Consider the following 13,855-nt stretch of genomic DNA (forward strand, 5'->3'; position numbering starts at 1 on the left):
CACGCCGGGGCTTGTCAATCGGCGAGGCCGTCCAATGCCAGGAGCGCGAAGCTCGCGAGCCAATGTTCGCCCATATAGTCGCCGGTGACGTGCGGGAGCGCGGCGGCGAGGTGCTGCTCGGCGGCAGCTTCGGCGACGGGGGCAACGGGGTGCGCCGCGCCGAGCTTGGCGGCGATCGCACGCCAGCACCAGGCGCGGCTGAGATTGAGGCCGTCGAGATGCGCGATCTTGCCGTCGCTGCGGTCCGACACGGTGGCGGGGATGAAAAGCGTTGCGGGTTGATGCGCAGCGGCGCGGGGCAGGAAGACCTCGAACCACACCGGGAAGGCGTCGCCGAGCACGACCGCCATCAGATGCGCCTCGGTCAACGCCGAGGAGAGAAATTCGTCGCCGCCGGGTTCCCATGCCTGACAATCGCGGTCGCCGGCGAACCAGTCGCGCGCGCGGGCATCGACAAGCGCGACGAGCGCGGGGTCGCGGAGCGCGGCCCAGTGGCGCGCGAGGAGCAGCGCGAAAGCGATGTTGAAATGGGTGCCGACGCGCAAGGGATAGGTGAGCTTGGGCAGGAAGGCGTGGAAACGCGCCGCAAAGGCGAGCGCGAGCGGTTCGAGCGCGACGGCCCAGGGGGCGTTGTGCTGTTCGGCCTCTGCATGGAGCGCGAGGAGCCACGCCCAGCCATAGGGACGTTCGAAACCCGCCGACATCGGCCGGTCCAGAAAGGCAAGCTCGCCCGCGACCTTGCCCGGCACGAGCATCGCATCGGCGCGCGCGCGGATCTCGGCCGCAACGGGAAGATCGGGATAGAGGCGCGCAAGGCGAAGGATCTGCCACCAGCCATGGACGCAGCTATGCCAGTCGAAACTGCCGTGAAAGATCGGGTGATGCTCGCGCGGGGGCCGTGCGTCCTCCGGCCCGTTCAGCACCAGGTCCATCTTGTAGGGATATTCGCGGCCGAGATGCGACAGGGTCGCGGTGGCAAAGCGGACGGCGTGGTCGGGGGTGAGGTCGGTCATTACCGGAATTTCTCTATCCGTTTGTGCTGAGCTTGTCGAAGCACCGTTCTTCTCTTTCGACGCTGCAGAATGAAGAATGGCCCTTCGACGAGCTCAGGGCGAACGGAAATTTGAAAGCGGCGCTAAAACGCAAACAGCCAGATGAAGAGGATATTGACCGCGAGCAGCGGGATCGCGGTGCCGATCTGCACCTTGATGACGCCATAGGGGTTTTTCAGCTCGAGCAGCGCGGCGGGGACCAGGTTGAAGTTCGCCGCCATCGGGGTCATCAGCGTGCCGCAGAAGCCCGCAAGCATGCCGATCGCGGCGACGACCGCGGGGTTGCCGTCATATTGCTTGATCAGCAGCGGCATGCCGACCGCCGCGATCATCACCGGAAAGGCGGCGAAGGCGTTGCCCATCACCATGGTGAAGAGCGCCATGCCGAGCCCGAAGGCGACGACGGCGCCGAACAGGCTGCCTTGCGGGATCGCGGCGCCGATCAGGTCGCCGACGACTTCGCCGACCCCGGCGAGCGCGAACACCGCGCCGAGGCTGGCGAGCATCTGCGGCAGGATCGCCGCCCAGCCGACCGCGTCGAGCAGCCGCCGCCCCTGCTGCGCCGGGAGCAAGAGCGCGGGCCGCAGCTGCGCCATGCCTACGGCGAGCGCGATCACCACGCCGATGCCGAGCGAGATCAGCGTCGCCTGCTTCGGATCGGCGAGCCCCGGCACCCATTTGAAGAGGAAGGTGCCGGCGAGTGCGACCGCCGGGATGATGAGCGCGACGACAAGCAGGAAATTGCCGTATTTCGCTGCGCGTTCGGCCTGCACGCCCGCCGCCACGTCGCCGCCCGGCGCGCGGCCGATCTGGCCCGCCCCGGCGATCGCGACGAGTGCAAGCACGAGCAGCCCGTTGCCGAAATCGCCGAGCCGGTCGCCCGCGAGCATCGACAGTGCGAGCAGCCCCCAGAAGGCGGCGTTGCCAAAGCGTTTGGGATTGCTGCGATCACCGAGGCCGAGCGCGGCGAAGATCGCGAAGGTCAGTCCGGCGAGGACATAGACGAAACCGAGCGTGATCATGCGCCGATCCCTTGCCCCGGCGCGCGCAGCATCCGCTTTTCGAGCAGCCGCAGCCGGAAGCCGTGGATCAGGAAGGCCGCGATCGCGGTCGGGATCGCCCAGACCGAGAAATGCAGCGGTTCGATGACATAGCCATAGCCTTCGAGCAGCCCCTTCATCAGCAGGATCGACCCGATGGCGAGGAAGATATCTTCGCCGAAAAACAGTCCGACATTGTCGGTCGCGGCCGCATAGGCCCGGATCTCGTCGCGCTGGGCATCGCTCAGCGCGACGCCCTGCGCCTCCGCGGCGGCTTCGGCCATCGGCGCGACGAGCGGACGCACCGTCTGCGGATGCCCGGCCACCGACGTCAGCCCGACCGCCGACATCGCCTGGCGCAGCAGCAGATAGGAGGCGAGCAGCCGGGCGAGCGTCGCGCCCTTGATCCGCCCGATCAGCGAGCGCGCATGCTGCTGAAGCCCATAGGCTTCGAGCAGGCCGATGACGGGGAGCACGATCCAGACGATGCTGACATAGCGTGTGTCGTTAAACGCCTTGCCGAAGGCGGCGATGATCGCGGTGACGTCAAGCCCGGCGGCCAGACCCGTCGCGAGCGCCGACGCCATGATGACGAGCAGCGGATTGAAGCGGAGCAGGAAGCCCGCGATGATGATGGCAATCCCGATCAGGACAAGCATCTAATCCCCCTCCGCTTCGCCATAACCGCCGCCGCCGGGGGTTTCGATGACGAAGGCGTCGCCCGCGCTCAGGTCCGCGCTGGCAGTCGCGCCCAGTTCTTCGGTCGTCCCGTCCGCGCGCTCGATCCAGTTGCGGCCCGGTGCGCCGTCGGCCCCGCCCGCAAGGCCGCACGGCGCGATCCGACGACGATTAGCGAGAATATTCGCAGCCATCGGTTCGCGAAACCGGATGCGGCGCGTAGCGCCGTCGCCGCCGTGCCAGCGGCCCGCACCGCCCGAACCTTTGCGGATCGAGAATTCCTCGACGATCACCGGGAAGCGCGCCTCCATCACTTCGGGATCGGTCATCCGGCTGTTGGTCATGTGCGTCTGGATCACCGCGGTGCCGTCGAAGCCGAGGCCAGCGCCCGATCCGCCGGCGATCGTTTCATAATATTGGTAGGCCTCGTTGCCGAAGGTGAAATTGTTCATCGTCCCCTGCGCTCCCGCCATCGCGCCGAAGGCGGCGAACAGCGCGTCGGTGATGACCTGGCTGGTCTCGACATTGCCCGCGACAACCGCGGCTGGAAAGCGCGGCGAGAGCATTGAATCGTCGGGAACAATCAATGTCACCGGCGCCAGGCAGCCCTCGTTCATCGGTATCGGGTCGTCGAGCATCGTGCGCAGCACATAGAGCACCGCCGCGCGCACGACCGGCAGCGGCGCGTTGAAATTATCGGGGAGCGTCGCCGACGAGCCGGTAAAGTCGATGGTGACGTGGCGCGCCGCGCGATCGACTGACACGGTGACGACGACTTCGGCGCCATTGTCCATCGCATAGCGGAAATGACCATCGCCCAGCCGCGCGACGAGCTGACGCACCGCCGCCTCCGCCTGACGCTGACCATGTGCCATATAGGCGGCGACGGTCGCGCTTCCGTGCGCGGCGGCGAGGTCGGCAAGGCCGCTGGCGCCGCGCTGGCAGGCGGCGACCTGCGCCTTCAGATCGGCGATGTTGAGCGCCGGGTTGCGCGCCGGCAGGTCGCCTGCGGTCAGATGCTCCTGCACGGCGGCGTCGCGGAAATGGCCGTCATCGACGATCAGCATATTGTCGAAGATGATGCCTTCTTCTGCGATATTGCGGCTGCCCGGCGGCATCGATCCGGGCGCTATCCCGCCGAGATCGGCGTGGTGGCCGCGCGCCGCGACGAAAAAGGCGGGGGTATCGGCACCCGTATCGACGAACACCGGCATGATGACGGTGATGTCGGGCAAATGGGTGCCGCCGTCATAGGGGGCGTTGAGCGCATAGGCATCGCCGCGCCGGATGCCGCGTCCGTCGCGCGGGCGACCGTCGGCGCCCGGACCGCGCTGGCGCAATATGGTCCGCACGCTTTCGCCCATCGACCCCAGATGCACCGGCATGTGCGGCGCATTGGCGACGAGCCGCCCTTCGCCGTCGAACAGCGCGCAGGAGAAATCGAGCCGTTCGCGAATATTGATCGACGAAGCGCTGTGCTGAAGCGCGCCGCCCATTTCCTCGGCAATCGCCATGAACAGGCTGTTGAAGATTTCGAGGCGCACGGGATCGGGTGCTGCAGGATCGTCACTGCCTCCTTGCGATGGCAAGGCGACGGGACGAATGGCCGATGGCTTTGCGAGCCGCAGCGTCCCCTCGGGCTCGACCGTTGCCGTCCAGCCGGGTTCGACGACGGTCGTCGACAGCGGATCGACGATGATCGCCGGGCCAGTGATGCTGCGGCCGGGAGCAAGCGCGCTGCGCTGATGAAGTGGGACGGCGCAGGGTCCGCCCGCGAGCCAGGCGGTGACGGTTTCCGCCTCGACCTCGGCCGCTGGCGCGGGCGCGGGAAGAGCCGCGGGCGCGCCGCCCGCTTCGGTCAGTTCGACACGGATGCGATCGACGACCAGATCGTCATGCGGCGCATAGCCGAAACGCCCGCGGAAGGCGTCGATGAAGGCAGCGCGCACCGTGGCGGGATCTCCGGTCGGCAGCTCGATCGCATTGTCGCTGTCGGCAAGACGCACGAACAGCAGGGTTTCGTGCGTCACCGTTACGTCGGGTGCAAGATCGCCGCGCGCCTGAGCGACGAGTTCGGCCTCCGCGCGGTGCAGCGGTTCGACGCAGCTCGCGCCGAGCGGCAGCGCAAGCGTGCGCTCGCGGATCGCCGAGGGCCGTGCGAGGCCCATACCATAGGCTGACAACACCCCGGCGAGCGGGTGGAGCAGGATCCGGTCGATCCCCAATGCGTCGGCCACGAGGCACACATGCTGCCCCGCGGCGCCCCCGAAGCCGACGAGATGGTAGCCCTGTGTCACATCATGTCCGCGCGCGATGGTGATACGTTTGATCGCGTTCGCCATCTGCTGAACCGCAATCGCTAGCAGCCCCTCCGCAAGCGCCTCGGGCGTGATGTCGCCGACTTCGGCCGCCAGCGCAGCGAATTTTTCGGCGACGATGGCGCGATCGAGCGGCTGGTCGCCGGCCGGTCCGAAGAGCCTGGGGAAATGTTCGGGCTGAATCTTGCCGAGCAGCACGTTGCAGTCGGTGACGGTCAGCGGCCCGCCGCGGCCATAGGCGGCGGGGCCGGGATTGGCGCCCGCGCTTTCGGGTCCGACGAGCAGGCGCGCACCGTCCCAGCGGCAAATCGAACCGCCCCCGGCGGCGACGGTGTGGATACGCAGCATCGGCGCCCGGATGCGCGTGCCCGCGACGATGCTTTCGTTATCGCGTTCGAGCCGCCCGGCATAATGGCTGACGTCGGTCGAGGTGCCGCCCATGTCGAAGCCGATGAGGCGATCCTCGCCCAGCGGCGCGGCGCTGCCGACCATGCCGACGATGCCGCCCGCCGGACCCGAGAGAATCGCATCGCGGCCATGGAACGCCGCGGCCGATGCGAGCCCGCCCGAGCTTTTCATGAACTGCGGACGGCTATCGTCGCCAAGCTGGGCGCAGAACTGGCCGACATAGTGCCGCAGCACCGGCGACAGATAGGCGTCGGCAAGCGTCGTGTCGCCGCGCCCGACCAACTTGATCAGGGCGCTCACCTCATGGCTGACCGAAATCTGCGCGAAGCCGAGTTCGGCGGCAATCTCTGCCAGGCGCCGTTCGTGCGCGGGATAGCGATAGCCGTGCATCAATATGATCGCGATGCTGTCGATTCCCGCCGCACGCGCCTTTTGCAGCGCGGTGCGCGCGGCGTCTTCGTCGAGCGGGATCAGCAATTCGCCGTCGGGACCGACGCGCTCGGCGATTTCGGCAACTTGGGCGTGCGGCGGAGGTGTGCGGTCGAGCCGGCGCGCGAACAGGTCGGGGCGATCCTGATAGCCGATGGTCAGCGCATCGCCGAAGCCGCGCGTGATCGCGAGGAGGGTCGGCGCGCCCTTGCGTTCGAGCAGCGCGTTGGTCGCGACGGTCGACCCCATGCGCACCGCGAGCGGCGGCAGCGCGCCTGTCCCGGCGCCGGTCAGGTCGCGGATCGCACCCACCGCCGCGTCGCCAGGGCGCGCCGGGTCTTCGGAGAGATACTTGGCAGTGACGACCGCGCCCGCCGGCGAGCGCGCGACGACATCGGTGAAGGTGCCGCCGCGATCGATCCAGATATGCCAGCGCGGATCAGGCGGTGGCGACACGATCGGGCCAGCGAATGACGATGGACAGGCCGTGATCGGCGGCGGCGCGGGTCCATTGCCCCTTGAGCTGGCGTTCGATCAGCGAGCGGATGAACTGGGTGCCAAAGCTTTCGCTTTCGATGTGCGGGGTTTCGGGCAGGCCGCTTTCGATCCACGACAGCTCGACATCGCCGCCGTCGCGGCGCCAGCCGACCGCAAGATCGCCCTTCCCGCCGAGCGCGCCATATTTGACGCTGTTGGTCACCAGTTCGTGCACGGCAAGCGCAATAGCCTGCGCGCCCTCTTCGTCAAGCCGCACGTCCGGGCCTTCGACCGCGGCAAGCCGCTGTGCGTCCCAGCCCGCAATGTCGAGCTCGCGGCGGACGATACGGCCTAGGTCGACCGTATCGACCGCGCCGGTAACCAGCATCTGCTTCGAATCGGACAATGCGCGCAGTCGCCCGTCGAATTTCGTCTCGAACGCCTCGAGGCTGTCGACCTCGCGCAGCGTGATCCGCGCGAGCGCGCCGATGCGGGCGAAGGCGTTTTTCATGCGGTGCGCCATTTCGCCGATCATCAACTCACGATCTTCGGCATGACGCTCCTTCTCCTCCGCCAGCGCCTGCGCCGCGCCGAGGCGGCGATGCTGCAAGCGGTGCAACTGCACCGCGAGCCAGGCGAGCGCAGCGCCGAACAGCAGGATCGCGAGCGGACGGCCCAGCCGGTCGATGAAGCGGCCGTAGGACAGCCGCATCGTCCAGCGGCGATCGGCGACGCGCAGCGTCTCCTCATGCGCGTCCCAGCCAACCTTGCCATGACGGAAGACGAGCGGCGCCGACGGGCCTTCGCCGGCATAAACTTCGATCCCGTCGACCGTATCGAGCTGGTTTCCCAGCACCGCGCGCATCAGATTCTCGATGCGGAACGGCGCGTAGACAAAGGCCTCGATCGGTTGCCCGGCCGAGGGCGGCGGCACCGCCGAAGGCGCGGCGTCTGCAGCCACGGGCGGGTTGGCGTAGACGGGCACATAGATCAGGAAGCCCGGCTGCTTATGCTGCGCACTACGTTCCTGGATCAGTTCGACGATCCCGCTCGCTGCCGGCTGACCGGTCTGCCAGGCGCGGCGCATCGCCTCGCGCCGGATCGATTCGCTGTACATGTCGTAGCCGAGCGCCCCGCGGTTGCGAGCATTGTCGGGTTCGACAAGGACGATGGGAAAGCCGATCGGCTCACTTGTCCGCGGCCAGACCTTGATCTCCCTGCCGTAATTTTCGCGCAGCTGCGCTTCGGCCGCGGCGGGAGTATCCTGCTGGATCGCGACGGCGATGCCGACCCCCTGCATCCCCGGCGCGCGCACCTGCGGCCGCAGCGCCGCGAGGAAGGCGCGAACTCCCGGCCCGCTCGCCGCCGTGTCGGACTGATAGAGCGCGCGCACCCCTTCGAGCACCGCGAGCTGATCGCGCAGCCGGACGTTGACCTGCATCGCGACGCGGGTCGCCTGCTCATCCTCCTGCGCCTTGTTGTAGAAGAAGCTGGCGACCGCCGCGGCTAGGGCCGCTGCCAGGATGCCGAGCCCGACGAAGCGGACCGAAAGGGCCATCAGCCGATCTGCCCAGAGCGAAGGGCGCATTACACATATCCTGATGATTGCTGCCGTAGCAGCGCCCCCCTCTGTCACAAATAGGAGCATGCCAAGCGACCGATAGCAAGCAGCATTTCTTGCGCATCGCTGCAATCATCGAACAGGTTGCAGTGAGCAACCGACCGCCTATGCTCGGGCTGGAATCAGGAGGATGTCATGATGATAGTCTATGGGTCGATCGTATCGCCGTTCGTACGAAAATTGCTGGGGTTTCTGGGCGAAAAGGGCCTCGATTTCGAGCTCAAGGGCGTCGGCATCGGCGATCCTGATCCCGGCTTTCGTGCCGCTTCGCCGCTCGGCAAGATGCCGGCGATCGACGACGACGGCTTCCTGCTCGCCGATTCGAGCGCGATCATCCACTATCTCGAAGCGAAATATCCCGAACCGGCGCTGATCCCCGCCGACCCCGAAGCGCGCGGCCGCACCGTGTGGTGGGACGAGTTCGGCGACACCGTGTTCGCGGCCTGCGGCGGCAAGATGTTCTTCAATCGCATCGTCGCCCCCAAATTCCTGGGCCGCGAAGGCGACCTCGCCGCCGCCGCCGAAGCCGAAGCCGACGAACTGCCAAAATTGCTCGCCTATCTGGAAAGCGCGATCCCGGCGTCAGGTTCTCTGGTCGGCGACCGGCTGACCCTCGCCGATCTGGCGGCGGTGTCACCGCTGGTCAACGTCCGTCACTGCGGCGTAACGATCGATGCCGCAACCTATCCCAAAATCGCCGCGTGGAGCGAGGCGATCCTGTCGCGCCCGAGCATGGCGCCCTGGATCGCCAAGGAAGAGCGGATGATGGCGAAGGTGCTGGCGGGTTGATCCGGACCGGCGCGGCGATCGCGGGCGCGCTGGCGCTCGCATCCCCGGCGGCCGCGCAACCGTCGATGCCGGTGGCGCGTGCCACCGACGCCGACCGGTTGCTCGTCGGCCTCGCGGACGAAGCGGCGGGCGAAGCGATCGTAACGCTGCGCCATGACGAAGCGAGCAACGCGCCGACGTGCAAGGCTGGCAGCGTGCGAGGCGGGCCGGCGATCGCCGATGCGTCCTGCGCGCTCGCGCTCAAAAAGCTCGGCTGGGCAGCGGCGGGGGTCGATCGCAACGGTAAACGGCAAGCATTGCCGCGCCTACGCATCGCCTGGACCAAGCCCGACAAGGCAGGCGCCGAGCCCGACGCCACCGACGACGATGGCCTGACGCCAATAAGCCCCGAGCGCTGGGTCCTGCCTGCCGATTATCCCGGTACACGGGCGCAAGGTGCCAGCGAGTTCATACTGGATGTTGCACCTTCGGGCCGCCCGACCGCTTGCCACATCACAAAATCGGCCGGCAGCGACATCCTTGATCGCAAGACCTGCGAGGTCCTGATGCGAAGCGGGCTGTTCCTGCCCGCCCTCGACGCGCAGGGAAAGCCGCGCCCCGCGCAGTTCCGCTCGCGGCTGAGTTGGGCCATCGAATAGCGGGGGGGGGGGGCGGCCAGCGAGACGCAGCGTGTGCCGCTCTCGTCATCCCATGCGCTATCCAGGAAAGCGAAGCGGCAAAGGAATTGCGTTCGGCCAAACTTCGCCTTGAAATCCCTTGCATTTGCGAATCAGTCGCACTAGCGGCCTCCTCAACAGGAGTTGAGAATGATTCGCAAAATTGTCACTGCGGCGCTTGCCTGCACCGCACTTTCCTCCCCCGCGCTCGCGCAGTCCGCGGCGCCTGACACGAACGCCGAGGAACATATCGTCGTCACCGCGGCGCGCACGATCCTACCGCCCAACGCCCTGCCGCTGACGGTCGATGTCATCGGCAAGGACGCGCTCGATCAGCAGGTGCTGATTTCGGGATCGGTCACCGACGCGGTCGCAACGCTGACCCCCAGCTTTTCGCCGACGCGGCAGAAATTGTCGGGCGCGGGCGAGACGCTGCGCGGGCGCTCGCCGCTCTATGCCATCAACGGCATTCCCCAATCGACCCCGCTGCGCGACGGCAGCCGCGACGGCTTCACCATCGACGGCTTCTTCATCGACCGCGTCGAGGTCATTTATGGTTCGAACGCGCTGCAGGGGATCGGCGGCACCGGCGGCATCGTCAATCAGGTGACGGTCGGCGCGCCGAAGACCGAAGGCGTCAGCGGCCGGCTGCTGCTGCAGGGCACCGCCGACGACGAATTTTCCGAAGCCGGCATGGGCGGCAAGGCGGCGGGGCTGATCCAGTATCGGGCCGGTCGCTTCGACGCGTCGGTCGGCGCCGCCTATGAGGTGCGCGGGATCTTTCGTGACAGCGAGGGCCGCCCGGTCGGGATCAATCTGACGCAGGGCGAGACGCAGGATTCCAAGACGCTCTCGCTGTTCGGACGCTTTGGCTACGAGGTCACGGACACGATGCGGCTCGACCTGATCGCCAGCCGTTACGAGTTGAAGGGCGACGGCGATTATGTAGCGTTGGCAGGCAATCGTGCGACCGGCCTGCCGACCAGCGCAGCGCGCGGCACCCCGCCCGGCGATCCCGCCGCGAGCCGCACCGAAAGCCTGGCGCTGTCGTTGACCGACAGCAACCTTGGCGGCGGGAATTTCGTCGGCCAGATTTTCTGGAACCGTACCCGCGACACCTTCGGCGGCGAACCCAATCCGATCGCGACCTTCCAGGACGTCCAGATCGCGCCGGTCGGAACGCTGTTCGATCAATCGCAGAACCGCAGCCGCAAATATGGCGCCAAGCTGAGCTATGAGCGTGCGGTGCCCGGTTTCGAGGCACTGACGCTGATCGCCGGTTTCGACGCGCTGTGGGATTCGACCGAGCAGCGGCTGATCGCCACCGACCGCGTCTGGGTGCCGCCGACCGATTTCCGCAGCTTCGCGCCGTTCGGACAGGCCAATCTCAAATTGTTCGACGGGCTCGTCCGCGTCGCCGGCGGCGCGCGCTACGAGAATGTGAAGATCAGCATCGACGATTATACCACGCTCGCGAGCGCCGGCCGCACCTTCGTCAAGGGTGGCAGCCCGAGTTTCGACGACGTGCTGCTGAACGGCGGGGTTATCGTCGAGCCGATCCCCGGCATCCGCGCCTATGCGAGCTATGCCGAGGGCTATACCGCCCCCGACGTCGGCCGCATCACCCGCGCGGTGAGCACGCCGGGGGTCGAGATCGACAATTTCCTCAACATCCGTCCGATCGTTTCGAACAACCGCGAGATCGGTGTCGAGGTGAAGCGCGGCCCGCTCGATGCGAGCGCGACCTATTTCTGGTCGTCGAGCAAGGAGGGGCAATTGCTCGTCGCCCGGCCCGACGGCATTTTCGACGTGCTGCGCCAGCGCGTCGCGATCGAGGGACTGGAAATCAATCTGGCGGTCAAATTGCCGATCGACGGTCTGACCGTCTCGGCCGGCTATGCCCATCTCGACGGCAAATATGATGCCGACGGCGACGATGTGGTCGAAACCGACCTTGACGGTGCGAATATCTCGCCCGACCGGCTGAACCTCGCCGCCAGCTACGGCAAGGGGCCGCTGTCGGCGCGCGTCCAGACGCAATTCTATCTGGCGCGCAGTTTCACTGGCCCGACGCGCGACCCGCGCAACGATTTCGAGGGCTATAATCTGACCGACGCCTTCCTGCGCTACCAGACGCGGATCGGCGGCATCAGCCTGGCGGTGCAGAATCTGTTCGACCGGCAATATATCGCCTATGCGAGCGACACCCAGCGCCCGACCGACAATTTCTTCAACTTCGCCGGGCGCGGACGCACCTTCACGCTGGGCTGGGATTATCGCTTCTGATGCAGTTGCTCGACACGCTGCACCGCTGGACCGGCGGGCTGATCGGACTGGTGCTTGGCCTGCTCGGCCTCACCGGCGCGATCCTCGTGCACAAGGATGCGTGGATCGGGCTGCCGCATAGCGGCGATCCGCTGCGCAGCGACCTTGGCAGCGTGACGCGGGCGACCGAGGCGATCATGGCGCAGCCGGGCGCGCAGGGCATCATCTATGCCCGCGACGGCTTCGGTCTCCACCAGACCCGCTTCGACGAAGGCGCCGGCGCCTATGCCGACCAGACCGGACAGATCGTCACCCGCTGGGCGAGCCAGTGGGAGCGGCCCGAGCTGTGGATCTTCGATTTTCATCATCATCTCTTCGCCGGCGACAGCGGCGAGTGGGTGATCGGCATCGCCGGCCTGTGCGGGCTGTTCTTCATTGTGTCGGGCGTCATCCTGTGGTGGCGGACGCGCCGGACCTTCCGCCTGCGCCTGTGGCCCAAGCGGATGAGCCGGCCGGCGATCGTCACGCATCACCGCGACCTGGGGATCGTGATGGCACCGCTGTTGCTGCTTTCGGTCGTCACCGGGACGATGATGATCTTTCGCCCCTTCGCGATGGCTGTCGTCGCGCCCTTCGGTTCGATTGCCGCGGCAGAGAAGTCGATGGCGCCGCCCCAATATAAGGGCGGCCCGCTGGCTGCGAAGCCCGACTATGCGGCGATGCTCGCCGAGGCGCGCCGCCGCTTTCCGGACGGCGAGTTCCGCATCCTCAGCCTGCCGCGCAAGGCGGGCGACCCGATCATGCTGCGGATGCGCCAGCAGGCCGAATGGCTTCCCAACGGCCGGTCGACGCTTTGGTTCGATGCGCAGACGGGCGAGTTGCTCGGCGCGCGCGACGCGCTCGCCATGGCGCCCGCCGCACAGGCGTTCAACAAGGCCTATCCGCTGCACGCCGCCAAGGTCGGCGGACTCGGCTATCGCATCGTCATGACCCTGTCGGGGCTGACGATGGCGATGCTCGGCAGCTTTGCAGTGTGGACCTTCTGGTTCCGGCGACCGAAGCCCGTCCGCTCCCGTCCGCGCCGCACCGTCACCGCCTGATCTCCCGATCCGCCAGCGAAATCGCACCGCGCGGTGCCTGTCTCAATAGTTAGTCATTGACCTAAGTATTGGACCGAGCTAGGAGGGCGGGCGAAAGGAATGCGCCATGTCGACCATCCGGCCCGACGCCCCGATTGCGCCCGAACCGGCGATGATCGACGGCATCTTCCGCGCCCTCGCCGACCCGACACGGCGGCAGGTCCTCGAACGGCTGGGCGAACGACCGGCCTCGGTCAGTGAACTTGCGGCGCACCACCCCATGGCGCTCCCCTCCTTTCTCGCGCACCTCAAGGTGCTCGAAGGCTGCGGCCTCGTCCATTCGCGCAAGCTTGGCCGGGTCCGCACCTACAGCCTTGCCCCCGACCGGCTGCGGCTGGCCGAGGACTGGCTCGCGACCCAGCGCCGCCTGTGGGAAGGCCGGCTCGACCGCATGGATGCCTATCTGCTCTCGCTCAAGAACAAGAAGGAGACCTTCGAATGACCTTTCCGCTCAGCCCGGTCGACCCCGACCTCGACCTTGTCCTCGAACGCGTGATCGACGTGCCCGCCGACCTTGTATGGAAGGTCTGGACCACGCCCGAGCATCTGGTGCACTGGTTCGTGCCCAAGCCCTGGACGGTCACCGCTTGCGAGATGGACCTGCGCCCCGGCGGCGTCTTCAGCACGACGATGCGCTCGCCCGAGGGTGAGGAGTTTCCCAACAGCGGCTGTTATCTGGAAGTCGTGCCGGGCGAACGGCTGATCTTCACCGACACGCTGCTCCCCGGCTTCCGGCCGGCGCCGGCGCCCTTCTTCACCGCCGGCCTGTTCCTGACCCCGCAGGGCGACAGCACCCTCTATCGCGCCGTCGCGGTCCACGGCGACAGCGCCGCGCGCCAGAAGCATGAGGAAATGGGCTTCCACGACGGCTGGGGAACCGTGGTCGGCCAGATGGTCGACTATATCAAGGCGATGTGATCCGCCGGCGCACGTCGGCAGCGGACATCGGGTATCGGCTCGGCGAGGCATAGCGCGCTTTCCTA

The 13,855-nt window shown here is 67.2% G+C and carries 11 protein-coding genes; 6 read left to right on the plus strand and 5 right to left on the minus strand.

Annotated elements, in window-relative coordinates:
* Positions 1 to 14 precede the first annotated feature (14 nt).
* The 5 genes from AOA14_RS05785 to AOA14_RS05805 form a co-directional block, all read right to left on the minus strand.
* Positions 15 to 1,013: a DUF2891 domain-containing protein gene (locus AOA14_RS05785; RefSeq protein ID WP_062901124.1), complete on the minus strand. Its 999-nt coding sequence runs from the start codon at positions 1,011 to 1,013 to the stop codon at positions 15 to 17.
* A 122-nt stretch (positions 1,014 to 1,135) separates the two neighbouring features.
* Positions 1,136 to 2,074 (minus strand): DUF979 domain-containing protein, encoded by a 939-nt coding sequence (locus AOA14_RS05790; RefSeq protein ID WP_062901125.1) that lies wholly within the window; start codon positions 2,072 to 2,074, stop codon positions 1,136 to 1,138.
* Complete coding sequence (locus tag AOA14_RS05795) at positions 2,071 to 2,751, minus strand: DUF969 domain-containing protein (RefSeq protein WP_062901126.1); 681 nt, start codon at positions 2,749 to 2,751, stop codon at positions 2,071 to 2,073. The genes AOA14_RS05790 and AOA14_RS05795 overlap by 4 nt, the downstream gene beginning before the upstream one ends.
* Positions 2,752 to 6,381, minus strand: coding sequence for a hydantoinase B/oxoprolinase family protein (locus AOA14_RS05800; RefSeq protein ID WP_062901127.1), 3,630 nt, complete (start codon positions 6,379 to 6,381; stop codon positions 2,752 to 2,754).
* Entirely contained in the window at positions 6,365 to 7,990 is a 1,626-nt protein-coding gene (locus AOA14_RS05805) for a CHASE domain-containing protein (protein ID WP_062901128.1), read from the minus strand. Before AOA14_RS05805 ends, AOA14_RS05800 begins: the two co-directional genes overlap by 17 nt.
* Positions 7,991 to 8,158: 168 nt before the next feature.
* Between AOA14_RS05805 and AOA14_RS05810 the strand changes: the two genes are divergently transcribed.
* The 6 genes from AOA14_RS05810 to AOA14_RS05835 all read left to right on the plus strand — a co-directional run bounded on the left by AOA14_RS05810 (position 8,159) and on the right by AOA14_RS05835 (position 13,790).
* Positions 8,159 to 8,812, plus strand: a complete 654-nt coding sequence (locus AOA14_RS05810; RefSeq protein WP_409372279.1) for a glutathione S-transferase family protein — start codon at positions 8,159 to 8,161, stop codon at positions 8,810 to 8,812.
* Positions 8,809 to 9,450, plus strand: a complete 642-nt coding sequence (locus tag AOA14_RS05815; protein WP_062901129.1) for an energy transducer TonB — start codon at positions 8,809 to 8,811, stop codon at positions 9,448 to 9,450. The genes AOA14_RS05810 and AOA14_RS05815 overlap by 4 nt, the downstream gene beginning before the upstream one ends.
* A gap of 168 nt (positions 9,451 to 9,618) precedes the next feature.
* Positions 9,619 to 11,754: a TonB-dependent receptor gene (locus tag AOA14_RS05820; protein ID WP_062901130.1), complete on the plus strand. Its 2,136-nt coding sequence runs from the start codon at positions 9,619 to 9,621 to the stop codon at positions 11,752 to 11,754.
* Positions 11,754 to 12,833 carry a PepSY-associated TM helix domain-containing protein gene (locus tag AOA14_RS05825; RefSeq protein ID WP_062901131.1) on the plus strand — a complete coding sequence of 360 codons (1,080 nt, stop codon included), beginning with the start codon at positions 11,754 to 11,756 and terminating at the stop codon, positions 12,831 to 12,833. The genes AOA14_RS05820 and AOA14_RS05825 overlap by 1 nt, the downstream gene beginning before the upstream one ends.
* A 106-nt stretch (positions 12,834 to 12,939) precedes the next feature.
* Positions 12,940 to 13,314: an ArsR/SmtB family transcription factor gene (locus AOA14_RS05830; RefSeq protein WP_062901132.1), complete on the plus strand. Its 375-nt coding sequence runs from the start codon at positions 12,940 to 12,942 to the stop codon at positions 13,312 to 13,314.
* Entirely contained in the window at positions 13,311 to 13,790 is a 480-nt protein-coding gene (locus AOA14_RS05835; protein WP_062764366.1) for an SRPBCC family protein, read from the plus strand. Before AOA14_RS05830 ends, AOA14_RS05835 begins: the two co-directional genes overlap by 4 nt.
* Positions 13,791 to 13,855 lie beyond the last annotated feature (65 nt).

The organism is Sphingopyxis terrae subsp. terrae NBRC 15098, from assembly GCF_001610975.1.
Taxonomy (GTDB): domain Bacteria; phylum Pseudomonadota; class Alphaproteobacteria; order Sphingomonadales; family Sphingomonadaceae; genus Sphingopyxis; species Sphingopyxis terrae_A.